The sequence below is a fragment of the Methylobacterium sp. C25 genome (assembly GCF_021352225.1).
In the GTDB taxonomy this organism is placed as follows: Bacteria; Pseudomonadota; Alphaproteobacteria; order Rhizobiales; family Beijerinckiaceae; genus Methylobacterium.
Genome location: NZ_JAAUVI010000006.1, coordinates 109,700 through 134,530, shown reverse-complemented (window position 1 = coordinate 134,530; position 24,831 = coordinate 109,700). Strand labels below are relative to the sequence as shown.

At 67.0% G+C, this 24,831-nt stretch carries 21 protein-coding genes; 5 read left to right on the top strand and 16 right to left on the bottom strand.

Features of this window, described 5'->3' with window-relative positions:
- Position 1: 1 nt before the first annotated feature.
- On the bottom strand, positions 2–907 hold the full coding sequence (locus tag HCU64_RS16540) for an AraC family transcriptional regulator (protein ID WP_233385213.1): 906 nt from the start codon (positions 905–907) through the stop codon (positions 2–4).
- Between the two features lie 165 nt (positions 908–1,072).
- On the opposite strand from HCU64_RS16540, the gene HCU64_RS16535 reads away from it, so the two are divergent.
- Positions 1,073–1,636, top strand: coding sequence for a DUF308 domain-containing protein (locus HCU64_RS16535; RefSeq protein WP_233385212.1), 564 nt, complete (start codon positions 1,073–1,075; stop codon positions 1,634–1,636).
- A 27-nt stretch (positions 1,637–1,663) separates the two neighbouring features.
- Here HCU64_RS16535 and HCU64_RS16530 read toward each other — a convergent pair whose 3' ends face one another.
- The 3 genes from HCU64_RS16530 to HCU64_RS16520 form a co-directional block, all read right to left on the bottom strand.
- Positions 1,664–2,515, bottom strand: a complete 852-nt coding sequence (locus HCU64_RS16530) for an AAA family ATPase (RefSeq protein WP_233385211.1) — start codon at positions 2,513–2,515, stop codon at positions 1,664–1,666.
- An 82-nt stretch (positions 2,516–2,597) separates the two neighbouring features.
- Positions 2,598–3,239, bottom strand: a complete 642-nt coding sequence (locus HCU64_RS16525; RefSeq protein WP_233385210.1) for a hypothetical protein — start codon at positions 3,237–3,239, stop codon at positions 2,598–2,600.
- A complete protein-coding gene (locus HCU64_RS16520) occupies positions 3,236–4,447 on the bottom strand; it encodes an ATPase (protein ID WP_233385208.1) in 1,212 nt (403 codons plus the stop codon). The genes HCU64_RS16525 and HCU64_RS16520 overlap by 4 nt, the downstream gene beginning before the upstream one ends.
- 351 nt (positions 4,448–4,798) lie before the next feature.
- Here HCU64_RS16520 and HCU64_RS16515 point away from each other — a divergent pair, with 351 nt between their 5' ends.
- A complete protein-coding gene (locus tag HCU64_RS16515) occupies positions 4,799–6,700 on the top strand; it encodes a cation:proton antiporter domain-containing protein (RefSeq protein WP_233385206.1) in 1,902 nt (633 codons plus the stop codon).
- A gap of 93 nt (positions 6,701–6,793) precedes the next feature.
- Here the strand turns inward: HCU64_RS16515 and HCU64_RS16510 are convergent, their stop codons facing one another.
- Positions 6,794–7,204, bottom strand: a complete 411-nt coding sequence (locus HCU64_RS16510) for a hypothetical protein (RefSeq protein WP_233385204.1) — start codon at positions 7,202–7,204, stop codon at positions 6,794–6,796.
- Positions 7,205–7,476: 272 nt separating this feature from the next.
- Between HCU64_RS16510 and HCU64_RS16505 the strand changes: the two genes are divergently transcribed.
- On the top strand, positions 7,477–8,652 hold the full coding sequence (locus HCU64_RS16505) for a vWA domain-containing protein (RefSeq protein WP_233385203.1): 1,176 nt from the start codon (positions 7,477–7,479) through the stop codon (positions 8,650–8,652).
- 109 nt (positions 8,653–8,761) lie between these two features.
- Here the strand turns inward: HCU64_RS16505 and HCU64_RS16500 are convergent, their stop codons facing one another.
- The 3 genes from HCU64_RS16500 to HCU64_RS16490 all read right to left on the bottom strand — a co-directional run bounded on the left by HCU64_RS16500 (position 8,762) and on the right by HCU64_RS16490 (position 10,755).
- Positions 8,762–9,820, bottom strand: coding sequence for a hypothetical protein (locus HCU64_RS16500; RefSeq protein ID WP_233385202.1), 1,059 nt, complete (start codon positions 9,818–9,820; stop codon positions 8,762–8,764).
- A gap of 119 nt (positions 9,821–9,939) precedes the next feature.
- Positions 9,940–10,260, bottom strand: coding sequence for a 2Fe-2S iron-sulfur cluster-binding protein (locus tag HCU64_RS16495; protein ID WP_233385201.1), 321 nt, complete (start codon positions 10,258–10,260; stop codon positions 9,940–9,942).
- Between the two features lie 162 nt (positions 10,261–10,422).
- Positions 10,423–10,755: an Hpt domain-containing protein gene (locus HCU64_RS16490; protein WP_233385200.1), complete on the bottom strand. Its 333-nt coding sequence runs from the start codon at positions 10,753–10,755 to the stop codon at positions 10,423–10,425.
- Positions 10,756–11,043: 288 nt separating this feature from the next.
- Between HCU64_RS16490 and HCU64_RS16485 the strand changes: the two genes are divergently transcribed.
- On the top strand, positions 11,044–17,058 hold the full coding sequence (locus HCU64_RS16485; RefSeq protein ID WP_233385199.1) for a hypothetical protein: 6,015 nt from the start codon (positions 11,044–11,046) through the stop codon (positions 17,056–17,058).
- Between the two features lie 153 nt (positions 17,059–17,211).
- On the opposite strand, the gene HCU64_RS16480 is transcribed toward HCU64_RS16485, so the two are convergent.
- From HCU64_RS16480 to HCU64_RS16445, 8 genes are all read right to left on the bottom strand, one after another.
- Positions 17,212–17,652, bottom strand: a complete 441-nt coding sequence (locus tag HCU64_RS16480) for a DUF1489 family protein (protein ID WP_233385198.1) — start codon at positions 17,650–17,652, stop codon at positions 17,212–17,214.
- A 50-nt stretch (positions 17,653–17,702) separates the two neighbouring features.
- On the bottom strand, positions 17,703–18,530 hold the full coding sequence (locus tag HCU64_RS16475) for a hypothetical protein (RefSeq protein WP_233385197.1): 828 nt from the start codon (positions 18,528–18,530) through the stop codon (positions 17,703–17,705).
- Positions 18,531–18,642: 112 nt separating this feature from the next.
- Positions 18,643–20,016, bottom strand: coding sequence for a magnesium transporter (mgtE, locus tag HCU64_RS16470; RefSeq protein ID WP_233385196.1), 1,374 nt, complete (start codon positions 20,014–20,016; stop codon positions 18,643–18,645).
- Between the two features lie 205 nt (positions 20,017–20,221).
- On the bottom strand, positions 20,222–20,794 hold the full coding sequence (locus HCU64_RS16465) for a c-type cytochrome (RefSeq protein ID WP_233385195.1): 573 nt from the start codon (positions 20,792–20,794) through the stop codon (positions 20,222–20,224).
- Complete coding sequence (locus tag HCU64_RS16460) at positions 20,791–22,071, bottom strand: PQQ-dependent sugar dehydrogenase (protein ID WP_233385194.1); 1,281 nt, start codon at positions 22,069–22,071, stop codon at positions 20,791–20,793. Before HCU64_RS16460 ends, HCU64_RS16465 begins: the two co-directional genes overlap by 4 nt.
- Positions 22,072–22,304: 233 nt before the next feature.
- Positions 22,305–22,925 carry a hypothetical protein gene (locus tag HCU64_RS16455; protein ID WP_233385193.1) on the bottom strand — a complete coding sequence of 207 codons (621 nt, stop codon included), beginning with the start codon at positions 22,923–22,925 and terminating at the stop codon, positions 22,305–22,307.
- The gene (locus tag HCU64_RS16450; RefSeq protein ID WP_233385192.1) at positions 22,918–23,418 is read right to left on the bottom strand and encodes a hypothetical protein; all 501 of its coding nucleotides are present in this window, start codon (positions 23,416–23,418) and stop codon (positions 22,918–22,920) included. The genes HCU64_RS16455 and HCU64_RS16450 overlap by 8 nt, the downstream gene beginning before the upstream one ends.
- 51 nt (positions 23,419–23,469) lie before the next feature.
- Positions 23,470–23,856 (bottom strand): hypothetical protein, encoded by a 387-nt coding sequence (locus HCU64_RS16445; RefSeq protein WP_233385191.1) that lies wholly within the window; start codon positions 23,854–23,856, stop codon positions 23,470–23,472.
- Positions 23,857–24,564: 708 nt separating this feature from the next.
- Between HCU64_RS16445 and HCU64_RS16440 the strand changes: the two genes are divergently transcribed.
- Positions 24,565–24,756: a hypothetical protein gene (locus tag HCU64_RS16440; protein WP_233385189.1), complete on the top strand. Its 192-nt coding sequence runs from the start codon at positions 24,565–24,567 to the stop codon at positions 24,754–24,756.
- The last annotated feature ends 75 nt before the right edge of the window (positions 24,757–24,831 follow it).

Genomic DNA, 24,831 nt, shown 5'->3' with positions numbered 1-24,831 from the left:
GTCATTCGTTCGCCTCCGTTCTTAGGCTCTGCGCAGCTTCGTCGCGGGGCGAATGGCCGAACAGCGCCTTGTAGGCGCGGCTGAAGGCGGCCTCCGATTCATAGCCGACGCGGTGCGCGACCTCTCCGACGCGCGCGCCTCGTCGCGAGAGCAGATCCTGGGCGATCGTGAGCCGCCAGGCGTTCTGGTAGCGCAGGGGCGAGAGGCCGACGAGCTGGGTGAAGCGACCTGCGAAACTCGAACGGGACATGCCAGCCAGGTCGGCGAGCGCCTCGACGCTCCAGGGCTGCATCGGCTCCTGGTGGATGGCCTTCAGCGCGCGAGCGATGCGCGCATCCGACAATCCGCCCAGCCACCCGGACGACTGCCCGCGTTGCACCCAGGTGCGGAGCGTGCGGATGACCAGCACGTCGATGATCCGCGAGATCATCAGGGCCGCGCCTGGCTGGGTGTCGGTCGTCTCGATCATTAGGAAGTGGACGATGCCGTCGAGCCATCCGGCCCCTTCGTCGCGCCGGATGTGGATGCGCCGAGGCAGTGCGGCGATCATGCTGCGCAAGGTGTAGGGATCGAACCGGAACCGGCAGACGACGACCTGCGCGGGCTGTGACGCGACGAAGGACGTCGCGCCGACGCCGTTCGGGATCAGGACGAGATCGCCGGTCTCGATGAGGACGGGGCTCGCCTCGTCAGGCGTTGAAGCGTGCAGCCCGCCCCCGGTGATGACGAAGGCATGGGCGGCGTCCGGATCCAGATCGAGTCGGCCGCCCTCGGGGAGGGTTTCGGATGAGACGCCATCTCCGGTCAGCCGGATCTGGGACAGGACGTGTGACAGCAGGTCGAGGGAGGCCGCGCCGCGGGTCCCGTCTTCCGGAGGATCGGTCAAGTTTTCCAGCCTTTCGATCATGGCTGATCCGGGCCTCCCGCAAGTAGTTTCGCGATCCGTGAAGACGCCCAGTCGCTTGAAAACAGGTGTCTTTCCTCGTGAGCGACCAGGTCGCTCGACCACTCACCAGCGCGGCGTCCGGATCGATCTTCGGTCCCGGCGCTCGTGCGCCCGGAGGACACTTCGATGAATACGGCCCCCTCGCCGAACTGGCTTCGCTCCTACTACTTCACCCGTGCCAGCGTCGCCGTTGCCTGGGTTCTCGCCGCCTTCAGCCTGGGCAAGGGCAATCCCGCGATCGCGGCCGCCCTGCTGATCGCCTATCCCGCTTGGGACGCGCTCGCCAATCTCGTCGACGCGCGACGCAGCGGCGGCCTGAGCGCCAATCCCAGCCAGACGGCGAATGCGGTGGTCAGCGTGATCACGGCGATCGCGGTCGCCGTCGCGCTCGGCCGGAGCCCCTACGCCGTGCTCGCGGTGTTCGGCGCCTGGGCGGCTCTGTCCGGTCTGTCGCAACTCGCGACCGGTATCCGGCGCTGGAGAGCGGGAGCCCAATGGGCGATGATTCTCAGCGGGGCACAGTCGGCGCTCGCAGGCGCGTTCTTCATCAAGCAGGCTGCCGGACCGGACATGCCCGGCATCACCGACGTCGCGCCCTACGCGGCCTTCGGCGCCTTCTACTTCCTCGTCTCGGCCGTCTGGCTGACGGTGGCCGGGATGCGCAGGCACTCCGCTCAGCCAGCCGGCTGACGTCGGCCCGCGCCTATCGCGGTCGCGTCAGCCGCCCCGCCCTTCCCGCCGCATCATGAAGGCCAGCTTCTCGAACAGGCTCACATCCTGTTCGTTCTTGAGGAGCGCCCCATGCAGCGGCGGGATCAGCTTGCGGCTGTCGCGCTCGCGCAGGGTCTCGGGCTGGACGTCCTCGGAGACGAGGAGCTTCAGCCAGTCGAGCAGCTCCGAGGTCGAGGGCTTCTTCTTGAGGCCGGGGACCTCGCGGGTCTCCAGGAAGACCCGCAGGGCCTCCTCGACGAGGCGGTGCTTGATGCCCGGATAATGGACGTCGACGATCTGCTGGAGCGTCTCGGCGTCGGGAAACTTGATGTAGTGGAAGAAGCAGCGGCGCAGGAAGGCGTCCGGCAGCTCCTTCTCGTTGTTCGAGGTGATGATCACGATCGGGCGCCGGGCCGCCTTCACGGTTTCGCCGGTCTCGTAGACGTGGAATTCCATCCGATCGAGCTCGGTGAGCAGGTCGTTCGGGAATTCGATGTCGGCCTTGTCGATCTCGTCGATCAGCAGCACCGGCCGGGCCTCGGCGGCGAAGGCCTCCCAGAGCTTGCCGCGGCGGATGTAGTTGGAGATCTCCGAGACGCGCGGATCGCCGAGCTGCGAGTCGCGCAGGCGCGAGACGGCGTCGTACTCGTAAAGCCCCTGCTGGGCCTTCGTCGTCGACTTGATGTGCCAGGTCAGCAGCGGTGCGCCGAGGCCCTTGGCGATTTCTTCCGCCAGAACCGTCTTGCCGGTGCCGGGCTCGCCTTTCACCAGGAGTGGTCGCTCCAGCACGATCGCGGCGTTCACCGCCGTGGTGAGATCGGAGGTCGCGACGTAGGTTTCGGTTCCGGTGAAGCGCATGGAGGCTCGCTGTCGTGGACGGTCGGCCCGGACTACGTGCCGAGCCGGCGACCTGCAAGCCTCAGGAGCAGCTCGCGAAAGCTCAGACCTTGCTCGGATCGAACCAGATGCAGCTCTTGGCGAGCTGCTGTAGGTTCATCTCGGAGTTGGTCTGCGGCGCGATCTGCTTGTTCACGGCGATGTTGACCTGCACCATCACGTCGCTGCCGAACTTCTGCGGGTGCGTGAAATAGCAGTACTGGCCCTCCGGGGTCTTCTCTTCGCCCTTGAAGGTCCATCCGGTGACGATGTTGCCGTCGAGATACGGCACCGTCTTGAACACGGTGAAGGTGGTGCGCACGGCGGCGTTGCCATCCTCGCCCTTGCCCTGCTTGGCAACGACTGAGGCGATATCGGGCCTGGCTGCGGCAGCCGGGGGCTGCTCGAGCTTCAGCACGTTGTCGGTAAGCGTCACCTCGCCCTTGGTCTTGAGCGTGACGTCGGAGAGCGCCGTCTGCATCGCTGAGGCGATCTTCTCGGCCGCCGAGTCGAACTGGTTCATGTAGGCATAGCCGTAGGAGGCGGCGCCGATGCCCGCTCCGGCGAGCAGGATGAAGGCCCCTGCCCCGAGCGCGCGGTAGAGGAACGCCTTCGCGAAGATGATCCGCGATTCCGCCCTGAGGCGGCCGTTCACGTTCTGAGCGAGGACGATGTTCTCGTGCGTGCCAGGGGTGTGGATGCTCATGCCGTGGCTCCGACGCCAGAGGCCGGGTTATTGGACTGCGTGACCGGCGGCTGGCGCCGGTCGATCGGGATCACGGCGGCGGCCGGCTGCGGCACGGGCTGTCTCGGCTGCAGCAGTTCAGGATGCTCCTTCAGCGCGCCGGTGAGGTGGTCGATCAGGTAGGGAGTCGCCTCGGTGTTCACGTCGGCACCGAGATCGTCCTCGTCCATGAAGGTCCGGCGCACGGAGACCGCGGAGAGCGCCAGGATCGTCGAGGCGAAGGCCGCGCAGAGCGCGGGCACGAACACGAAGATGCGCAGGAAGGCGTGCACCTGCGCGTCCGTCACCTCGATCGGGTCGACGCCGTAGACCATCGCCGTGAAGGAATGCAGCTGCGAGCGGTTCACGGCATTGCGGAAGGCCTGCTCGGTATCGGCGACCTTGCGGTCTGCGGCGCCGCGGTCGAGCTGCGCACGGGCCTGGCGGGCGGCTTCGAGATCCTTGGTGACCGCGCCGCGATCGGCGCCGGCCTTGGTCACGGCGGCGTTCAGCGTGGCGACGCGCGGGTCGGCCACGCATTTCAGGTTCGAATAGGCCCGGCCCTTGCTGTTGGTGCCGGAGATGCGCTCGCAGCGCTGGGCCGGCAGTCCGGCGAGCTGCGAGGAGTTCTCGGCGGCGCGCTTCTCGATCTGCTCGAGCTCGTTCGTGTACTGCGTCACGCGGGCGTCGGCTGCCGCGATGCGGGTATCGATCGAGGCGCGGTCGTTCTGGGCGTCCTTGAGGGCGGTCTTGGCCTTGGCCGCATCCATCAGGCGCGGATGGAACATCATCTCGCCGAGCTGCGAGACCGACTTGGTGGTGACCCCGGCTGCGAAGATGATGCCGATGATGGCGAGGCACTTCACGAACCACGAGCGCTGGGTGCGCGCCAGGATGCCGAGCGGCACGCGGCACAGCTCCACCGCGGCGTAGACCAGCGGCGCGAGCAGCATGAAGTAGAAGGCGCGGTTGTCGCCGTCGCTGTAGTAATCAGCGAAGAGCCAGGCGCCGATCAGCGAGGCGCCGATCACCATGAACTCGACGAGATAGGCGATCGCGACGTAGCCCCACTTGATGCGGTAGCCGCGCTCGATGTCGCGCGCCTGCTTCCAGCGCTGGCGGTCGAGCTTCCATTCGCGATTCTCGCGCGCGACGTCGCGGTTCGGCGGCTCTTTCCGCAGGGTCAGCATACGGTCACTCGGTCCCGAAAGGTCACGGCAAGCGCGGCCTTAAGCCTTCGTTAACATGCTGGTTATGCGGCTATTGTGCCGAAGTTGTGCCGTCTCCCGCCGGATCGAACGCGGCGGTGGATGGTGGCTTTCCTGCATCACGTCGGCGGCGGCGGGCCGAAATGGCCCTCGATCGGGGCCGTCCATGTGCGCTGCGGCACCTCGGCAGCCGATAAGCTCGGCCATACAGTGGCTTAATCCCGCCTGCCGCCGAATTGCGGTTGCTCCGTCGAGGCCTGCGTGGCCATGATGGCGGCAGCCGTCCTGCTTGCGGACGGTCCATCCTCACAGCGAAGGCCGAGCAAGCGCCCGATGACCGATCCCACCGCCGCCGGGGCTCAAGTCGCCGCAACGGTCGAGCATCTCGGTGCCTACAAGGAGGCGATCATCTTCCTGGTGACGGCCGGCGTGGTGGTGCCGCTGTTCCATCGCCTGCGGATCAGCCCGGTGCTCGGCTTCATCGGCGCCGGCGCCCTGCTCGGACCCTACGGGCTCGGGCGGCTCGCGGAGGCCCATTCCTGGCTCGGGCCGGTCACCATCGGCAACCGCGCGGAGATCTCGCATCTCGCCGAATTCGGCGTGATCTTCCTGATGTTCATGATCGGCATCGAGCTGTCCTGGGAGCGCCTGCGGACCTTGCGCCGCCTGGTCTTCGGCCTCGGCTCGATCCAGGTGATCGCCTCCGCGGGCCTGATCGGAGCGAGTTTCCTGGCGGCCGGCCAGCCCGTGGCGGCCTCGCTCATCGTCGGCATCGGCCTCGCCCTGTCCTCGACCGCCGTGGTGCTCCCGGTGCTCGCCGAGCAGAAGCGGCTGAACACGCCCTCCGGCCGTACCAGCTTCGCGGTGCTGCTGTTCCAGGATCTCGCTGTCGCCCCGGTGCTCTTCGCCATCGCGGTGCTCGGGCGCAACGATGGCGGCAATGTCGGCGTCGGCCTGGCATTGGCGCTCGGGCAGGCGGCGGTGGCCCTCGTGGTCATCGTTGTCGCCGGCCGGCTGGCGCTGCGCCCGCTGTTCCAGCTCGTCGCCCGCACCAAGAGCCCTGAATTGTTCATGGCGGCCTGCCTGCTGGTGATCGCCGCCACCGCGCTGACGGCGGCTGCCAGCGGTCTGTCGATGACGCTCGGTGCTTTCGTGGCCGGTCTGCTGCTCGCCGAGACCGAATACCGCCGAGCCATCGAGGCAACGATCGACCCGTTCAAGGGCCTGCTGCTCGGCGTGTTCTTCGTCTCGGTCGGGATGAGCCTCGATCCGGCCCAGCTCGTCGCGGCACCCGCGTTGATCCTCGGCCTCGCCCTGGCGCTGCTCCTGGTGAAGGGCTTCGTCATCCTCGTCGGTGCGCGCATGATGCGGCTGCCGCGGTCGGTGGCGCTGGAGACGGCCCTGTTGCTCGGCCCGGGCGGCGAATTCGCCTTCGTCCTGCTCGGCGGCGCCATCGTCAGCGGGCTGGTCCCGGAGGCGCTCGGCCAGACCGCACTCATCGTCACCACCGTGACCATGATCGCGATCCCGCCGCTCTCCCTGCTCGCCCGCCGGCTCGGCAGCCGCGCCAACAAGGCCGGCCTCGGCCGGGCGCGGGCCGAGCCGCCGCCGGACGCGCAGCAGGACCGCGTCATCGTCGCCGGCTACGGCCGCGTCGGACGTCTCGTCGGCGAGATGCTGAAGCGGCACAACATCCCCTACATCGCCCTCGATTCCGACCCGATCCGGGTCGGCGAGCAGCGCCGCCTCGGCAACCCGGTCTATTTCGGGGATTCCTCCAGCACCGAGCTGCTGCGCCGTTGCGACATCGCCACCGCACGTGCCCTCGTCGTCACCCTCGACACGCCGAACCGGGTCGAGGCCGTCGTTCAGGCGGCGCGCGCCGAACGGCCCGACCTGACGATCGTCGCCCGCGCCCGCGACGCCCGCCACGCCACCGAGCTCTACGAGATGGGCGTCGACGACGCGGTGCCCGAGACCATCGAGGCCTCGCTGCAGCTCTCGGAGGCCGTGCTGGTCGATGTCGGCGTGCCGATGGGCCTCGTCATCGCCTCGATCCACGAGCGCCGCGACGAGTTCCGGATCATGCTGAAGCGCAAGGAGGCCGAGACGAGGCCGGCATTCCGGGCACGCCGTACCATCGGCAAGACGGTGGATGCGAAGGCGACCGACGGCAAAGGCGGTGACGCCTCGAAGGACGAGAAGGCCCACACTGCCATGGGGCAATCAGCCTGAACGGGGTGCTGCCGCCTCGCCTAGGGGCGATTGGCAACATGCGCCATCATCGGGGATGAGGGGGGCGACGGTGTCGGATTCGTGCGGGCCGCGTCAGTCGTCCCGGTCGTCTTCGCGCTCGTCGTCGAAGAGCGACTCGCGCGGCGCGGGCGGCACCGGCTGGGGTGCCTCGTCCGGCAGGCTGCAGCGATAGACGACCTCGTCCGGGGCGCCCATGGCGGCATTGAGGGGCACGGCGACGGTGTCCCCATGGAAGCGCCACTTGCGCGTGCCCTTGTCCCAGTAGAGCCAGACGGTCTCGTCATGGCCCTTCACGTCGAACACGGCGGCCTTTTTCGACATGGCCCGCACGGTGCGCGGCTCGTAGAGCCCCTTGCGCCGATAGGCTTCACGGAATTGGTGCGGCTGACGCTCGATCAACGTGTTGTGAACGATTTGAATCGTAGCGCCCGGCTTCCGTAGAAACCGTTTGAAGTCGCTCAAGGAACGCAAGACGACGGCCATCACCACCATCCAGTGGGCAAGTCCGGATACGCTGGACTCTTGTTCGATGACTTGATTGTCAGCTTCGTGACGGAGTCGATGACTCTCCAAAGCGGTGCCCTGGACATATCCACCGGATTCCGATTCTTTCCACAGCCCAATGACGACTCTGGCCCAAAGCCTTACAGAATCGTTAGCCAAGTCACGACAATCGCTGGGGGTTCACTCACGCAAGCGTGACCATTCAGCGGTGCCCTTGACCGCCGCCCCCGGCTCGGGCGACGTGCCCCGCAATGTTGCTCAACCTCTTCACCGCGTTACGAGAAGCCAAGGTTCCGGTCTCGCTGCGCGAGCACCTCACCCTGGTCGACGCTCTCGGGCGAGATATTGCTGAAAAGCGGGTCGAAGACTTCTACGTCCTTGCCCGCACCGCCCTGGTGAAGGATGAGCGCAACCTCGACCGATTCGACCGGGTTTTCGGTCAGGTTTTCAAAGGCTTGGAGACGATCGGGGAGGCCGTCGAGCCCGCCGCGATCCCCGAGGAATGGCTCCGCAAGCTCGCCGAGAAATATCTCACCGACGAAGAAAAGGCCGAGTTGAAGTCGCTCGGCTGGGACAAGTTGTTCGAGACGTTGAAACAGCGGCTCGCCGAGCAGAAGGGGCGCCACCAGGGCGGCTCCAAGTGGATCGGCACAGGTGGCACCTCCCCGTTCGGGGCCTACGGCTACAATCCGGAAGGCATCCGCATCGGGCAGGAGGGAAACCGCAACTTCCGCGCGGTGAAGGTCTGGGACAAGCGCGAGTTCAAGGATCTCGACGACGGGGTCGAACTCGGCACCCGCACCATGCGCATCGCGCTACGGCGCCTGCGCCGCTTCGCCCGCACGGGTGCGGCGGAGGAGCTGGATCTCGACACCACGATCCGCGAGAGCGCCCGCCAGGGCTATATCGACGTGCGGCTGCGTCCCGAGCGGCGCAATGCCGTGAAGGTCCTGCTCTTCCTCGACGTCGGCGGCTCGATGGATTGGCATGTCGGGCTGGCCGAGGAATTGTTTTCGGCAGCGCGCGCCGAGTTCAAGCACTTCGCCCACTTCTACTTCCACAACTGCCCCTACGAATCCGTCTGGACCGAAAACAGCCGGCGGCATGACGAGCGAACCTCGCTCACCGACGTGATCCGCACCTACGGCTCGGATTATCGCGTGGTGTTCGTGGGCGATGCCTCGATGAGCCCCTACGAGATCGCCATGGCCGGCGGTTCGGTGGAGCATTGGAACGAGGAGCCGGGCCAGGTCTGGCTCACCCGCGTGCTCGAGCATTTCCCGAAGGCGGCCTGGCTCAACCCGGTGCCCGAGGCGCATTGGTCCTATACGCAGTCCATCGCCATGGTCCGCCAGATCTTTTCCGGGCGCATGTTCCCGCTGACGCTCGACGGGATCGACGGCGCGACGCGCTCCCTGCTGAAATAGCCCTTTCGATCCCCTCGCCTCTTGCCGGGACGCCTTGCGTTGGCGCGGCACCTGGCCTGGGCCGGGCCCCTCGTGGCGCGGACCCTTCAGTTCCGACGCGCCGCCTTCGTCAGCCCGAGGCCTGGGCCGGCCGCAGAGCCCGCAGGGACGCCGGCAGCGCGCGCTCGAAGGCGGCGAGGATGGCGGGGCGGTGGCGCCGGTAGAGAAGGCCCGCTGCCACGACTCCGACGCCGATCAGCGACAGCGCGAAGGGAAACAGCAGCGAGTCCTTGAAGACCTTGTCGGCGAGGTGGCCGAGATAGAAGGCGATGCCCATCGCCCCGAACACCGCGTAGACCTTGCGCGTCAGAAAGATGGCGAGCCCGATCAGCCCGACATTGATCAGGCAATAGGCGAACTTCCCGAGCTCGCTGTCGGAATCCTGGAGCGTCAGGCCGCCCCAGAAGGCGGCGATCGCTGCGAGATGAAGCCAGAACGCGTAATCCGCGCGGCTCTGGCGGAGATCGACCGCCCAGGACACGAGGATCAGCGCGAGGCCGAACCACATCGAGACCGTGCGACGCAGCGCCCAGTCGAAATCCTGCGAGCCGCCGATCCAAGGGGCGAGGTCCATCGAGAGGAACCAGAGCGCGACCGCCGCAACCATGGCGATGAACCCGAACGGGTAGAAGCGCACGGCGATCAGCGCAGCGACGAGCGTGGCGATCTCCATCGCCAGCCAGCTGCCTTTGATCCAGACGTAGAAGTCCTTGTACTGGCCCGGGTCGCCGAAACGGCCCCACCAGCCCAATCCCTCCTGGACGCCGAAGACGGCGAGCGGCGTCATGGCGACGGCGACCGTCACCAGAAGACCGCCGGGAATGGGCAGGCCCTTCGCGTGCCAGAGATAGTGCCCGGCCGCCGTGAACAGGCCGGCATAGACGACGGCCGTCCCAACGAGCGCGCCGGCCCCCATCTGCGAGAAGGCCACAGTCGAGAAGAGGCCCATCGCGCCGATCACGATGAGGGCGCCGGCATACCAGAGCACGTGGGCGAGATCGAAGTTCGCCGCGAGCTTGCCCGGCCTGACGAGGGGCGGCTCCCCGTAGAACGCCGCCAGTCGCGAGGCCTGGTCGGCCGTGACGATGCCTGCCGCGACGGCGGAGTCGAAGGAATGTGCCGGAACCATCGTGCGTCGTCCCAGGACAATCGATCTCCGGCCCACCGGAGGCCCGAGGCCCTGGTCGTCGACGCTATCGTGCCGTCATACCGGTCGCTGTGCGATCCGATACGCGGCGGATCGCGCCCTCAGCCCTGGCGGGCCGGCGTCGTTACCTTGAGGCCGTCGAGCTCGGGCGTGATCCGGATCTGGCAGGACAGGCGCGAGCTCGCGCGAACATCGGAGGCGAAGTCGAGCATGTCCTGCTCCATCGGCTCCGAGGGGCCGACCGCCTCCATCCAGTCGTCGTCGACATAGACGTGACAGGTGGCGCAGGCGCAGGCGCCGCCGCATTCGGCGTCGATGCCGGGCACGTTGTTGCGGATCGCCGCCTCCATCACGGTCGACCCGACCTGCCCGTCAATCGTGCGGGCCGTGCCTGCGTGATCGACGTAGGTGATCTTGGGCATGCCTTGCTCCGCCGTCGTGCCGTTGCGCCTCAGGCGCGTGTCCATGGCCTTCGGCCCGCTTGTTGGAGGGGCACGCACTGGAATGCAAGCATGGGAGCAGGGTTTGGGCAGACTTCGTGCGCCTACGTCGCATGGCGGACGCGCATGACGCCCCGCGGCGCCTCAGGCGGTCGCGTCGAGCGCCGCCAGTGTGGCCGCGACCGCTTCGGCGAGCGCCTGCGTCCGGCTCGCCGAGGCGGCGCTCGCCGCGCGCAGCGCATCCTCGGTCTCTGCGGCGCGGGCGGCGACCCGCACCGCGCCGACGCCGAACGCCGAGCCCTTCAAGGTGTGGGCGAGATCGGCCCTGTCGGCCTCCGATCGCGCCGTATCGGCGATGCCCGGCATGAGCTGCCGGCACTGCTCCGCGAACAGCCCGAGAAGTTCCTGCGCCAGGGCTTTGTCGCCGAAGGTCTGGGTGTCGAGATGGGCTCGATCGAGCAGCTTTTCGTCGCCCAAGTCCGTCTCCCGACTCGTTTTTCCGGATCGCGTTATGATTTTCGGCCGAGCTGTCCACAGCGGCGCTTCTGCCCGTCCGCACGGTTTAAGCGTTGGCGTGCCGAGAGATAAGTCCTCTCGTCGGGCGCGCTGGCCCGCTTGGTAACCATTCCGTTAAGGTTTTTCCTCGCTCCCGCAGCGCTTGGGTATCCGCTACCGGGTACGGGGACTAAACTTCCAGGCAATACGGGTAATTTCGTCTTCGGCTGGCCGTGTGCCTGGCGAAGGGGATGCGTAACGAGGCGTCGCATGGCCACCGAGAAGAAACTGAAGGATCCCGCAGAGGCCGCCCTCTCCGCGATCGAGCAGGCCCTCGCCCTGGACATGTCGAAGCTCGACCTGTCTGCCGAGGGCCAGGCGCGCGGCTCCTTCGAGCCGCCGATGGGGCTGCCGCTGGCAGGCGACAACGACATGCCGGCATCGGACCGTCTCGAGCCGCGCATGCCCGATGTCGGCGACAACGATCCGCTCTCCGAACCGAGCGGCCGCGTCGCCCCCCCTCCCCTGGATTTCGGCAAGGACGTGGCGCAGCCCGAGCGTGGCCGCTCCCGCCGCGAGGGCGGATTGCTGCCGCCGGACCGCTCGCTCGTCGCCAATGACGACCGCCAGAGCATCGGCGCCCTGCAGCAGACGCTTCGCGTGCGGCCTTCGCGCAAGCCCTACATCTATGCCGCCGTCCTCTCCTTCGTCTGGCTCAACGGTCTGATCGCGCTGGCCTGGAACCAGTCCGGCGGCGATCTCAAGAGCTATCTCACCGGCCTCACCGCCCTGCAGACCGCGGTCGGCGCCACGGCTCTGGCCGGGCCGATCGTGCTGTTCCTGATCACCGCGATGCTCGCGGTGCGTGCCCAGGAGATGCGCCTCGTCGCCCGTGCCGTCGGCGAGGTCGCCCTGCGGCTCGCCGAGCCCGAGAGCTTTTCGACCGACGCGGTGCTGACCATGTCGCAGACGGTCCGCCGCGAGGTCGCCGCGGTCGGCGATGGCGTCGAGCGGGCGCTGGCGCGGGCCGGAGAGCTGGAAACCCTGGTGCGCGGCGAAATCGCCACCCTGGAACGCGCCTATTCCGACAACGAGATCCGCATCCGCACGCTCGTCGACGAGCTCGTCGCGCAGCGTGAATCCATCGTCGCCAATGCCGAGCGCGTGCGCGGGGCCATCACCGGCTCGCACCAGACCCTCAGCCAGGAGCTCGAAGGCGCGGCCGAGCGCATCGTCAGCGCGGTCACCGGCGCGGGCGACCGCGTCACTGGCGCCCTGGAGAGCCGCGGCGAGGCCATCACCGGCGCGCTCGGCGAGGCCGGCGACCGCGTGGTCGGCCTGGTCTCGACGCGCGGCGACGAGCTGATCGCCCGCCTGCTCACCACCAGCGAGAGCGTGCGGGCCGGCATCGCCGAATCCGGCGACGCCATGACCCGCTCCTTCGAGACCCGTGCGACCGAGGTCGCCCATGCCTTCGAGGCGGCGAGCGGCAACCTGACCGCGAGCCTGACCGATACCGGCACCACCGTGATCGACCGGCTCGACCGCCAGAGCGGTGAGCTGCGCGAGGCCTTCGAGCGCTCCGCACAGGGGCTGGAGGCCGCCTTCCTGTCGCGCGGCAGCGAGCTGTCCGAGCGCTTCGCCGCGACCGGCTCCGACATCACCGCGCGCTTCGCCGAGACCGGCGACGCGTTCCGCCGCGACTTCACGGCCGCCGGCCTGTCCCTCACCGACGACATCTCGGCCCGCGGCGCGGCGCTCCGGGGCGAGATCGAGGCGGCCGGCGCCGGCGTCTCCGACACGATCGAGGCCCGCGGCCGCGACGCGCAGGCGGCGCTCGCCCTCACCGCGAGCGGCGTCGTCGAGGCCTTCACCGCCCGCGCCGGCAGCGTGCGCGACGAGCTGGCGGCCTCCGTCGAGCAGATCGCCGGCAGCATCGGCGAGCGCGGCTCGGAACTGGCCGGCCGGATCGAGACGGTGGCCCAGCGCCTGCACGAGACCGTTGCCGTCCACGGCAACGAGCTCGGCAACGGGCTCGATGCCGCCGCGATGCGCGCAAGCGAGCTGATGAGCCTGCGTGGCCGCGAGGCCACCGCCGAGGTCGAGGCGGTGCTCGGCCGTCTCGGCAGCAGCTTCGAGGATCATGCCGGCGAGGCCGTCACCCGCGTCCGCGACGCCGCCGACGGCGCCGGTGGCGCCGTGGTGCAGCGGCTCGCCGCAGCCACCCTGCGCTTCGAGGAAGCCTCGCATGGCCTGCGCCAGGCGGCCGACGACTCCGCCGGCCATGTCGAGGCCCGCACGGTTCAGATCGTGGATCGCTTCCGGCAGGCCTCGCAGGGCATTGCCGGCGAGATCGGCGAGCAGGCCGACACCTCGCTCCAAGCCGTCGAATCCGCAATCGGCCGGCTCGGCGAGCAGCTCACTGCCCGCGCCCAGGAGGCGACCGCCGCCCTGGCCCTGGCCTCGGCCGGCGCCAACGAGGCGCTGGGTGCTCGCATCGGCGAGCTGGAATCGAGCTTCGGCGATCACAGCAGCAGCCTGACCGGCCTGCTCTCGAGCCATGCCGACGAGGCGCAGAGCCGCCTCGCCACGGCCGGCCGCGACATCGTTCTGGCCATGACCAGCCAGGCCGCGCGCATCAACGACGCCCTGACCCGCAACGGCACCGCCTTCGCCGAGACCGCCGACACCCGCGCCCGCGCCATCGACGACGTCCTCAACAACCGTCTCGCCGCCCTGCAGGAGACCATCGCGCGCGGCGACATCCTCGCCGACAAGATCTCCCGCGATACCGGCGCGCTCACCGACACCGTCGGCAGCCAGCTCGACCAGATGGACCGGATCATCTCGGTTCAGGGCCAGTCGGTGGCCGACCGCATCGCCGAGCGGACCCGCGAGGCGCGCGAGGCCGCCGAGCGGCATCTCGGCCTGCTCGAGGAGCACGCCGCCAAGCGCACTACCGAGATCGGCGACCAGCTCGGCCGGCAGTCGCAGGAACTCGTCGCGCGCCTCGACGAGAGCGCCGGCCGCTTCGACAGCGGCGTGCTCAGCCGCCTCGACGCCGTCGGCATGGCTTTGGAGGAGCGCGCCCGCGCCCTCGACGAGACCCTCGACGCGCAGGCGGTCGACGCCGTCCGCCTGATCGAGGCGCGCCTGCGCACCGCCACCGAGGATCTGGCGAACCGCACCCGCGATATCGTCTCCTACGTCGAGAGCCGCAGCAGTGGCACCAGCGAGGCGCTCGCGGGCCATGCCGACGCGATCCGCCGCGCCTTCGACGAGCGGACCCAGAGCCTGGAGCAGCTGTTCGACGAGCGCACCGCCGCCGTGGCCTCGACCATCGACGAGCGCGGCAGCGTGGTCGTCGGTTCCCTCGGGGGACGGCTCGGCGAAATCTCGCGCCTGTTCGATGACGGTGGCGCCTCGATCGCGCAGGCCCTGGACGCGCGCGGCCAGACCATCCTGTCGAACCTGCGGGCCATCGTCGACGAGGCCGACCGCCTGCTCGGCGACGGCGCAGGCCGCCTCGGCGAGGCCGTCACCGCCCGCACTCACGAGATTCGCGACTTGATCGACGACCGTGCGCAGGATCTGGCACGCATGGTCGAGGAAGGAACCGGCGCGATCCGGGGACATCTCGATACCGGCACGGACGCGTTCCGCGCCAGCATCGACGAGCGCGTCCACGGCATCCGCACCGTTCTCGACGGCCATGCCGGCGAGATCCGCGGCCTGCTCGACAGTCACGCCAACGTGCTCGGCGAGGGCTTCGACGCCCGGATCCGGCCGCTGCACGAGGGTCTGGCCGACAAGGCCCGCGAGTTCCTCTCTGTGGTCGAGGCCGGCCTCGGCCACACCACCGGCGCCATGGAGCAGCGCACCAACGCGCTCGCCTCGATGTTCGACGAACGCCTCGACCGGCTCGACGGCCTGTTCGAGAGCCGCGCCTCGGCGCTCGCGCTCCAGGTCGACCAGCGTGCCGAGGCCATTACCGGCGTGTTCGAGAACCGCAGTCAGGACTTCACCACCCGGATCGACAACCGGATGAAGACCTTCGCCACCCTCGTCGCCTCCCGCGCCGATGCCCTGGCCGACGCCTTCGACGAGCGCCACGACGCCTTCGCGACGCTCGTCGACGAGCGCACCGCCAAGACCATCGCCGCCATCGACGAGCGCGTCGGCAAGCAGGCGGCTCTCGCAGAGGCGCATGCCACGGCGCTCGCCAAGGTGCTCGACCAGCGCAACGAAGCCGTCGCCGCCCTGCTCGAGAGCCGCAATGCTGCGGTCGCCGAGCAGATGCGCCAGCGGACCGAGGCTGCCGCCGGCCTGATCGAGGCCAGCATCGAGGACCTCGCGCGCCGTCTCGACGGCAGCGCCGAGACCGTCGCCCGCACCATCGAGGGCGGCACCGCCTCGCTGGTCGAGACCATCGATGGCCGCGGCCGCGCGGTGATCGACGGCATCGCCGACCACACCGACCGCCTGCGCCGCACCGTCGACGGCCCGGCCGCCGCGGTCGCCGCCGCCCTGTCCGAGCGCGGACAGGCGATCGAGCGGGCACTCGCCGAGCACGGCACGCCGCTGGTGGACGCCCTGCGCGAGCGCGCCGACGAGTTCGTCGCCCGCACAGGCGAATCCGCCGAGGCCCTGCGCCAAGCGATCGAGGAGGGCGCGGCGCGCTCCACCGCCACGCTCACCCAGGCCAACGAGGCGCTCGGACGCAACCTCGGCAGCGTGCTCACCCGCATTGAGGGCGCCAACAGCGCCATGCGCGATCTCGTCTCCGGCACGGAGGGCAATCTCGGCGCGATCGAGCAGGGCCTCGCCGGCCGGGTCGACCAGATCCAGGCGGCGCTCACGCAGATCGCCGGCGAGACCAGCCGCGCCACCGACGGCGTGTCGAGCCAGGTTTCGGCGCTGCGCGAGGTTTCGCAGGGCGTGCTCACCGAGGCCGCGGCACTCGCCGCCTCGCTCGATGCCCGCAGCCGCAGCCTCGGCGAGCAGACCCAGGCCCATGTCGCGAACCTGACCGGCGCCGCCGGTTCGATCGAGACGATCGAGGGCCGCCTCGCCGAGACGCTGAAGACCCGCCACGACGAGGTCGAGGGCGTGCTCGCCCGGATCGAGGAACGCTCGGCGGCGCTGGAAGCCCAGTCCGCCCAGTTCTCGAAGAGCGTCGAGGACAGCCTGCGGTCCGCCGAGGCGCGCGCCCGTGAGATCGGCGAGAGCCTGTCCCAGGCCGCTCAGGCCGCCGGCAGCAGCGTCACCGGCGATTTCGAGCGCCTGCGCTCGGGCGCCGACGAGGAAAGCGAGCGCACCGTCGCCGCCGTGAAGGCGACGATCGCCTCGGCCTCGGCCGAGATGACCCGGGCGCTCACCGCCGCCTCGTCCGGCTTCGGCGAATCCGTGGCATCAATGAACGCCATGGCTGCCGAGATCCGCCGCGAGCTCGATGCCACCCGCGCCGAGATCCAGCGCGGCGTGCTCGAGATCCCGCGTGAGACGCAGGACCAGACCAGCGAGATGCGCCGCGTCGTCTCCGAGCAGATCGAGGCACTCAACGCCCTGGCGAGCCTGGTCTCGCGCTCGACCCGCGGCGCCGACGTGGCCCAGCCGCAAGCGGCGGAGCAGCGCCGCGTGGCCGAGGCCGGCCGCGCCCGGAGCGCGGAGCCCGCGGCGAGGGCACCCACCCCGCCGGCCCCGGCGGCTGCTACGCCCTCCCCGGCTCCGGGCGGCTTCCGGGTGACCTCACCCGCGCCCGCCCAGGCCCCGTCGCGGCCGGCTGCCGCGCCGGCCAATGGCGGCCAGTCTCGGCCAGCCGCCGCCCGCGCTGGCGGCAACCGCGGCTGGCTCTCGGACCTCCTGACCCGCGCCTCCCTCGACGAGGAGGACCATGCACCGGCCCCGGCGAGCCCCGCCGCGCCGGCCTCGGTCTCCAGCCGGACCACGCTGGACAGCATCTCCACGGACATCGCCAAGATGGTCGACCATCAGGCCGCGGTGGACCTGTGGAACCGCTACCGCCGAGGCGACCCGAACCTGTTCGACGGCCGCCTCTACACCGCCCAGGGCCGCCAGACCTTCCAGGACCTGAAGCAGCGCTACGCCAGCGACGGCGAGTTCCGCCGCACGGTCGATCGCTATGTCGGTGAGTTCGAGCGCCTGCTCGGTGAGGTCACCAAGAACGACCGCGACAGCAAGCGGGCAGACGCCTACCTCACCTCGGAGACCGGCAAGGTCTACACGATGCTGGCCCATGCCAGCGGCCGGTTCGACGGGATCTGAGCGAGGCGTTCAGCCCCTTCTCGGGCTGGATGGCCTGAACGAGAATCGGGAGCCGCGACCAGGATCGGTCGCGGCTCCCTTTTTCGTTGTCGTGTTCGAGCCGCCGCAGCGAGCGACCCCGAGCGCCACCGGCTGCCGCAACCGGAGTGGCCGTCAGATCAGCCCCAGGGCAGCCAATTCCCGCCGCAGCGTCTCCGGCATCTCGGCGAGGTCGCCCGCAGCCGCGTGGTCGAGGTCGCGCGGGGCGTCGCGCTGGGTGAGATAGCGCCAGCCCTGGAAAGGCCGGCAGGGCCGGGGCGTGACCGGCTTCACCTCCGGGTCGAGCACCAGGTGGCAACGGCCGATGCCGTCGGTTCCGGTGAAGGGCTCGATGGCGGTGATGGCCTGCCGGCAGAGCAGCGTCCCTTTGATCACCCAGTAGATCGAGCCCTTGCCGGCGATCTCCCGCGCGCGCTTGGGCACCATGCGCGTCGTGTGGAACGTGCGCGGTGTCTGACCGAGGCCGACCATCTCGGCGCGCCTGCGGGCGATGTGGGCTTCGAGATCGGCGACCGAGCTGGGTCCGACGGCAAGCTTCAGCAGGTGCAGGGCCATGCCGGCTTATATGGTGACGGCTGGCGAAACGGAGCCCGTTTTCGCTGCGCTCAGGAGAACAGCGCGATCTTCTCTTCGATGCTGAGCGCGTCGAGATCGCCGAAGGCGAGGGCGAGGTCGTCATCCTCCCCCGGCTCGCCGATCGCTGCCTGAGCGGGCTCCGGCTCGCGGATCTCGGCCTTGGGCTCCGGAGTCTTTGCCTCGGTCTGGCTCGGCAGGAAGTCGAGGTGGTGGTCCTCGGACTCGTCGTCCGGCAGCGGAGGCAGCGCCGCAGCCGCGGCCATCGTCGGTTCCATGGAAGCCGGCGCGATCTCCTCGCCGGTCTCGCCGGCGATCCGTGCCTCGATCTCGCAGAGCGCCGAGACGACGAGGCCGGTGCGCTGGGTGGCGAGGTCCTGGGCCGAGCAGGCCGTGTAGATGGTGACGGCGCGGCGATCGAGCACGTCGCAGAGTTCGGTATCGGCGCCCTTCTCGCGCAGGCCCCAGGCGGCTTCCTGGATGGCCTCGGCCGCACCGAGGATCTCGGCGGTGGCCCGCTCGGCCTTGTGCAGGAAATCTTCCAGGGTGTCGGCGGCATCCCCCTCGCCGCCTTCGGCCGGGGTCATCGCGGCGATGGCGACCCGGGTGCGGGCGATGCCCTCCGCCATGGCCGAGAACTCGCTGCGAAGCGCATCGGGCGCGGCGGAGGCCGGAAGATCCTTGGTGACGACGCCCTCCAGGCGGTGGATCGCCTGGAGCAGCGTGTCGGTGTCGGCGCCGCGATGGCGGCGGGCAAATTCCGCGAGGAAGCGGCGCCCGCGCTCGGTCTCGGCGAGGGCGGACTCGATGACGTCGTACTCGGTCTGGTCGAGTGGCGAGGGCGAACCGGAACCCATCATCGAACGCACGTCCTTGTCGACCGGCGATCCGCTTACCTGCCGGTCCTACACGGGCCGCATGATCGCCGAACGTGCTTAACGGGCGCTTACGCCCTTCATGGGACGGTGTTTCTCACAAAAGCGTGCCTCGCAGGATGATCGCGGCGACGCCGAAATAGATCACCAGGCCGGACACATCGACGAGCGTCGCCACGGCCGGCGCGGAGGCGCTCGCCGGATCGAAGCCGAGGCGGCGCAGCAGGAAGGGCAGCATCGAGCCGGTCAGCGAGCCGAAGGTGACGATGCCGATCAGCGCCGCGCCCACGGTGCAGGCCACCAGGCCCCAATGTTCCCCGTAATCGTGGAAGCCGAGCCATTGCCAGGCGGCGATGCGGGCCATGCCGAGCCCGCCGAGGATCGCGCCGAGGGCGATGCCGGTGGGGAGTTCGCGCAGGGCCACGCGCCACCAGTCGCGCAGGCGCACCTCGTCGAGGGCCAGGGCGCGGATCAGCAGCGAGGTCGCCTGCGAGCCCGAATTGCCGCCCGAGCTCATGATCAGCGGGATGAACAGGGTGAGCACGATCGCCTTCTCGAGCTCGTCCTGGAAGCCCTGCATGGCCGAGGCGGTCATCATCTCGCCGAGGAAGAGCACGGCGAGCCACCCTGCCCGCTTGCGCAGCATCTCGCCGAAGGAGATGCGCAGGTAGGGCTCGTCGAGCGCCTCCATGCCGCCGAAGCGCTGGACCTGCTCGGTCTGGCGCTGGACCATGGCGTCGATGACGTCGTCGACGGTGACGATGCCGATGAGATGCCCGGCGCCGTCGACCACGGGCACGGCGAGCAGGTCGTATTTCGAGATCAGGCGGGCGGCGTCGTCGCGGCTCGCATGTCCCGAGACCGTCACCGGACGCTTGCCGGGCGCGGCGGAGAGCACGCTCGCGCCGGTCTCGGCCGAGATCAGCCGGCGCAGGGGTACGGCGGCGAGCAGGACGTGGCTCGCCGGATCGAGCACATAGACCGAATAGACTGTCTCGCGGGTGCGCTCGACGCGGCGGATGTGGTCCAGCGTCTGGCCGACGGTCCAGTTGCCCGGCACGCTGACGAATTCCGTCGTCATGATCGAGCCGGCGCTCTCCTCCGGATAGGCGAGCAGCGCGCGCACCGTCCCCTGCGTCTCCGGGTCGAGGCGCTCGAGCAGGTCGGAGCGGCCCGGCTCCTCCATCAGGCGGAAGACGTCGGCGAGCCGGTCGGCTGCCATGCCGGTGAGGAGCGGCCCGGCCCGGTCGCGCGGCAGCGCCTCGACGATCTCCTCGACGGCATCGAGGCCGGGCTGGTCGAGCACCTCGACGGCGCGCTCGGCGGTGAGCCCGAGCAGGATGGCGGCGGCGACGGCCGGTCGCTGCTGGTTCAGCGTCTCGACGATGTCGGGCGCGCTCTCCTCGCGCAGGCGGCCGGCGAGCGCGGCCGGATCGGTCACCGGATCGACGAGGGTGACGAGGTCGTTCATGGCTCACCTCTTTGGGCCGGCCGCCTCCGGGCGGCCAGGGTGAGCCGATCCCGCGAGATCAGGCCCCGGCAGCCGGAGACGGCATGGACGATCGACTGGGACTGTCGCTGGGCATGATCGGGATGGGGTGCGCGAAGGGCGCGACACCGTCATGACGGTGCCGCGGCGGCACGGATGAGCCGATGACGGGCTCCCGTCAAGCCATTCAGAGCGAGGAGATGTAAGCGGCGAGATCGGCGATCTCGTCGTCCTTCAGGTCCTGGGCGGCCTCGTTCATCGCCGCGTCGTAGCCGGGCCGGGCGTTGGAGCGGTAGCCGGTGAGCGCGGCGGCGAGGTATTCGCGCCGCTGCGCCCGGATGCGCGGCACCGCGTCCTGCCCGGTGAGGTCGGGGCCGTGGCACGAGGTGCATTGGTGCTTGGCGAGAATGCCCTTGGCCCGCTCGGCCAAAGCCGCATCCGCCGCCGGCCCGGCCGCCTTGGCCGGGGGCAGGGCCGCGATGGCGTCGGCGAAGCCGCGCAGGTCGTCGTCCGACATCCCCTTCGCCATGTCGTTCATCGGCGGCGCGCTGCGCTGGCCCTCGCGGAACTGGAAGAGCTGCGTCACGACGTAGTCCGCCCGCTGGCCGCCCAGCGAGGGCACGCCCTCGGTCGCGGAGGTGCCGCTCTCGCCATGGCAGCCGAGGCAGGCCGGCAGCCGCTCGGCCACCGTCTCGGCCCCCGCCCCTCCCGCCAGGAGGAGCGTCGAGGCCGCCAGCAGGCCTGCGAGGCCGAGCCTCATTTCCCGGCGCTCACGCGAAAAATCGCGCCGTTGAAATCGTCCGAGACCAGCATCGAGCCGTCCTTGATGAACAGCACGTCCACCGGCCGGCCGACGTACTTGTTGTCCTGCAGGAAGCCGGTGAGGAACGGCTCCACCGAGGCCACCTTCCCGTCCGAGCCGAGCTTGGCCACCACCACGTCGCCGCCGAGCTTCTGCGTGCGGTTCCAGGAGCCGTGCTGGGCGATGAAGATCTGGTTCTTGTAGGCCTCGGGGAACATGCCGCCCGTGTTGAATCGCATCCCGAGCGAGGCGGTGTGCGGCCCGAGGAGCGCGGCCGGCGGCGTGAACTCGGAGCAGGAATGCCCCCAGCCGTATTCCGGATCGGTGAAGGTGCCCTGGTGGCAGAACGGGAAGCCGAAATGCTGCTTGCCCGGCTCGGTGAGCACGTTCAGCTCGTCGTTCGGAATGTCCTCCGAGACCCAGTCGCGCCCATTGTCGGTGAACCAGAGCTGCTTGGTCGCCGGGTTCCAGTCGAAGCCCACGGAGTTGCGCACGCCGCGGGCGATCACCTCGGCGTTCTTGCCGTCGAGGTCCATCCGCCGGATCTGGGCGTGGGTCTCGGGCGGCATGTTGATGTTGCCCGGCGCGCCGACCGGCACATAGAGCTTGTTGTCCGGCCCGATGGCGATGAACTTCCAGCCATGCGCCTCGTCCTTAGGCAAGTCGTCATAGACCACCGTGCCCTTGCCCGGATCGTCGAGGTGCTTGGCGATGTCGTCGTAGCGCGTGATCTTCGAGAGCTCGGCGACGTAGAGCGCCCCGTCATGCACCGCGACGCCGTTTGGCCGGTGCATCCCCGAGAACAGGGTTTTGACCACGCGCCGGCCCTCGGCATCGGGCTGCGGCAGCACGGCGTAGACCTTGCCGACGGTGCGGGTGCCGACGAAGACCGTGCCGTCCGGCGCCTGGACGATGGAGCGGGCATTGGCGAGCCCGCTGGCATAGACCTCGACCTTGAACCCCTCCGGCACCTTGAGCTTGTCGAGCGGCAGCTTGGCGGCGGCGGTGGCCAGCGGCGGCCCGGCGACCGGCGCAAGCTTCGAGGCCCCCGCCCCCTCCGGCCGCCCGTAGAGCGCCGAGCCCTTGTCGACCGGTGCGGCCGCCGGCGCCGCGGCGGGCGCGGGTGCCGCCGCCTTCGGGGCCGCCTCCTGCGCGAGAAGCGGCAGCGGCGCGAGCAGCGCGGCTCCCAGGCTCGCGACCAGGGCCGCAAGGCCCACGGACAGGCTCGATCTCATGGCGTCACTCCCGATTCCAGGCCGACCTTCGCCGCGACCCGGTTGGGATACATTATTCAACCCGTGCGACGGTTTCGCCAAGGCGTGGGAGGTGTGGCTCGCGGTTGTTTGATCGGGGCAGCCTGCCGCTGCCGCACCTCACGATGCTAGAGGCTTCAATTACCAAGCCCTGCTACGCAAGTGACGGCGAGCCGACTTCTGCGAAGCTAGCTCCATTCAGTAAATTTGTGTAATTATTGATCTGCAGTTCGTAGAAATTCCAGTCTTTTGCGAAAATAAAAAGTAATACGGACTACGGTTCTTATAAAGGTATAGATACTTTCGAATACAAGGATGTATAAAATAGTAAATAATAAGACTCGTAGCGCCATTTTTGCGATTAATGCCAAGTTTCGAATCTGTTCATAATAATCATGAAAATTGTCCATCAAATATTTAACGCAATATTCCGTGGTAGTAGATGATAAGCTAGGTATAAAAATGAGCAAAGAGAGAAAAACAGAAGATATTGATACAAGATTAAAATATGAAATATTACCAAATATCTCTTCAGACAATGCTATGATTTTGTTTCTGCGTAAATCTTGCTCTATTGACCCCTCTTTCTTGCTAGGCAAAACGTTCGCGTTCGATAGGAGAAAAAAGAGAACATTAAAACCGAATCCCGCAAGAATGGATTGCGCTGTTATAATGGCGGCAAGTGCATTATCGCTTAACTCACTAAATCCTGTTGCGAATATTAAACTAATAAAAATAATGGTGCCCGCGTATAAAACGCGGGACTGCTGAGCTCCTGTATTATAATCGTAAAAAGTTTCACGATTATATTTATAGATCTGCCCTATATTAAACATTTTCGCTCTTAGCTATTATTTCTGTCCCCAGAACGCGAAGCATTTCCTTTTGAGTTTCTTGGAAATCGGGATGCCCATCGGCATCGAGGGTTACGTTAAGTGGGAATTTTGTAGCGAAACTGCCACTGTCGAGCATATAAATAGTTTTTTTGCTCCCATTTACTTTTGCAATAATTGTACAGTCCTGGATATCAGTATCTTGTACAGCAATAAGCTCGTTTTGGTTGACAACCTCTGCTACGACTCTCTTGATATCCGAATTCGTCCTTCCAAAGAATGGCAGTAACTTCTGGGAAACTTCTCCTTCAAATCCGTCGTCGCGCGAATGTTTCTTGAAAGTAATTATCGAACTTTGGGAAAATACATTTGGCTTAGCAATAGAAGATGAGTGGCGCGACAAAGTAATGCGGACTTCTTTAGCTTCCGCTTTGCTTAAGTTAATTGAATCCAATCTATACGTGTGGGCTTTGATGTCATCGTAATCTGGAAGCATTTTCTGGATAGTTGTCTGCAGGGCTGTGTAACCGCCATGCTGACCAAGATACTAAGACGCAATATAAATACGTCCTTCGTCAGAAAGATAGATCAGGAAGTGAAACGGGCGCAAACTTACACTATCGGCAGGTATTTTTCCTTTATGCGTGTTCTCAAAGGCGTGGCCTGAATAGGGGTTCTTGAAGGTACCAATTATTGTTCGAGGGTTCTCGCGTTTAATATTTAGAAGAATAATTTCTGATCGGAAGCGCAGTCGATCAACGCTCTTTTGATCGCGAAAATCGATGGGCGTTTGTTTTTTCATGTTATCTTCAAGTAAGTTGAAATTATCACTTGTAAATGCCGTATGTATTACATCCCCTTTGTCGGATTCTTTTGATCTTGATAGGTAGTGAAAACTAACGGAGACCGCCTCCTTTTTCTTCTTCGCTGCCACGATGATGCCTTTCTTGCGATTTAATATTTGACGTCAGTATGAGCGTTTTTGATCGTTATAGTTTTTATTACAACATTTGATAGTTGGCAAGACATGTCATTTTTACATGTTATATTGATATTGAACTGTATAAAATTCCATTTTTACCGAAGTAAAGTTTGTAAAAGTTTTTGTTCTGGGCAAATTATCATCTTGGTGAGGACCGAGAAATTGATTATTTTCGATTTCGTTGTGAAATTACTTTTGTATTTGCGAGCCGACGGGGGCTAATTTGACCGGATATCTACCGCGCCGCTGATGGCGCTGATCGACCGCGGGTTTTCCGCGTGCAGCCCCGGCGAACCGTGTCGATGCCCGCGGTACCTTGCGTAGGCCGATCGGCAAGTTGGAGGGTGGAGCGTAATCCCCTAGGTGACACCAATGGAATCGCGATCGCTCCAAATTCGGCGCGAATTTGAAGCCGAGGGACGCCCCCTTTGGAAATGCCGCACTGGCGATCCTGTGTGCGGCAGATCACAGACATTGTAGAGAGCGAATGAAAATCTGCGATCTGTATTCGCGGATATTGAACAGCAAGAAAATTTCAATCGATAGCGTGGCCGCGGATCGCCCGGTAACTGCGCCGCACTCGAGCGACGCAGCGTGTGTGTCACCTCGCGTAAATCCTCATCGCTCTCGCCGCCTCGCGGCGCATTGGAGGTTTTGGCTATGGCTACACTTCTTGCTCGCGGTTCTGTCCCCACCAATTCCAGCACGACCGGCAAGCACGGCACGCGCGCCGGTACCATCCTGACGCTCGTCGTCTGTACGCTGGCGGCCCTCACGCTGCTGACGGTGTCCGTGCGCTACGGGATCACCGCCGATCCCATCCTCGAGCCCGTCGCGGCAGCCTCCGAGTAACGGGACTGCGGCGCCTTCCCCGTCTGCCGGGTTCGGTGGAGCGGGTCGAACGAGAGGCCCCGGCGCGAGGTTCTT

Excerpts from the sequence above, each read along its gene's own strand:
- HCU64_RS16510 (WP_233385204.1), bottom strand. The coding sequence starts at position 7,204 with ATGGCCGTCGTCTTGCGTTCCTTGAGCGACTTCAAACGGTTTCTACGG.
- HCU64_RS16535 (WP_233385212.1), top strand. The coding sequence starts at position 1,073 with ATGAATACGGCCCCCTCGCCGAACTGGCTTCGCTCCTACTACTTCACC.
- HCU64_RS16450 (WP_233385192.1), bottom strand. The coding sequence starts at position 23,418 with ATGCTTCCAGATTACGATGACATCAAAGCCCACACGTATAGATTGGAT.
- HCU64_RS16495 (WP_233385201.1), bottom strand. The coding sequence starts at position 10,260 with ATGCCCAAGATCACCTACGTCGATCACGCAGGCACGGCCCGCACGATT.
- HCU64_RS16540 (WP_233385213.1), bottom strand. The coding sequence starts at position 907 with ATGATCGAAAGGCTGGAAAACTTGACCGATCCTCCGGAAGACGGGACC.
- HCU64_RS16455 (WP_233385193.1), bottom strand. The coding sequence starts at position 22,925 with ATGTTTAATATAGGGCAGATCTATAAATATAATCGTGAAACTTTTTAC.
- HCU64_RS16505 (WP_233385203.1), top strand. The coding sequence starts at position 7,477 with ATGTTGCTCAACCTCTTCACCGCGTTACGAGAAGCCAAGGTTCCGGTC.
- HCU64_RS16530 (WP_233385211.1), bottom strand. The coding sequence starts at position 2,515 with ATGCGCTTCACCGGAACCGAAACCTACGTCGCGACCTCCGATCTCACC.
- HCU64_RS16485 (WP_233385199.1), top strand. The coding sequence starts at position 11,044 with ATGGCCACCGAGAAGAAACTGAAGGATCCCGCAGAGGCCGCCCTCTCC.
- HCU64_RS16515 (WP_233385206.1), top strand. The coding sequence starts at position 4,799 with ATGACCGATCCCACCGCCGCCGGGGCTCAAGTCGCCGCAACGGTCGAG.
- mgtE (WP_233385196.1), bottom strand. The coding sequence starts at position 20,016 with ATGAACGACCTCGTCACCCTCGTCGATCCGGTGACCGATCCGGCCGCG.
- HCU64_RS16480 (WP_233385198.1), bottom strand. The coding sequence starts at position 17,652 with ATGGCCCTGCACCTGCTGAAGCTTGCCGTCGGACCCAGCTCGGTCGCC.
- HCU64_RS16520 (WP_233385208.1), bottom strand. The coding sequence starts at position 4,447 with ATGCTGACCCTGCGGAAAGAGCCGCCGAACCGCGACGTCGCGCGCGAG.
- HCU64_RS16500 (WP_233385202.1), bottom strand. The coding sequence starts at position 9,820 with ATGGTTCCGGCACATTCCTTCGACTCCGCCGTCGCGGCAGGCATCGTC.
- HCU64_RS16525 (WP_233385210.1), bottom strand. The coding sequence starts at position 3,239 with ATGAGCATCCACACCCCTGGCACGCACGAGAACATCGTCCTCGCTCAG.
- HCU64_RS16465 (WP_233385195.1), bottom strand. The coding sequence starts at position 20,794 with ATGAGGCTCGGCCTCGCAGGCCTGCTGGCGGCCTCGACGCTCCTCCTG.
- HCU64_RS16440 (WP_233385189.1), top strand. The coding sequence starts at position 24,565 with ATGGCTACACTTCTTGCTCGCGGTTCTGTCCCCACCAATTCCAGCACG.
- HCU64_RS16460 (WP_233385194.1), bottom strand. The coding sequence starts at position 22,071 with ATGAGATCGAGCCTGTCCGTGGGCCTTGCGGCCCTGGTCGCGAGCCTG.
- HCU64_RS16475 (WP_233385197.1), bottom strand. The coding sequence starts at position 18,530 with ATGATGGGTTCCGGTTCGCCCTCGCCACTCGACCAGACCGAGTACGAC.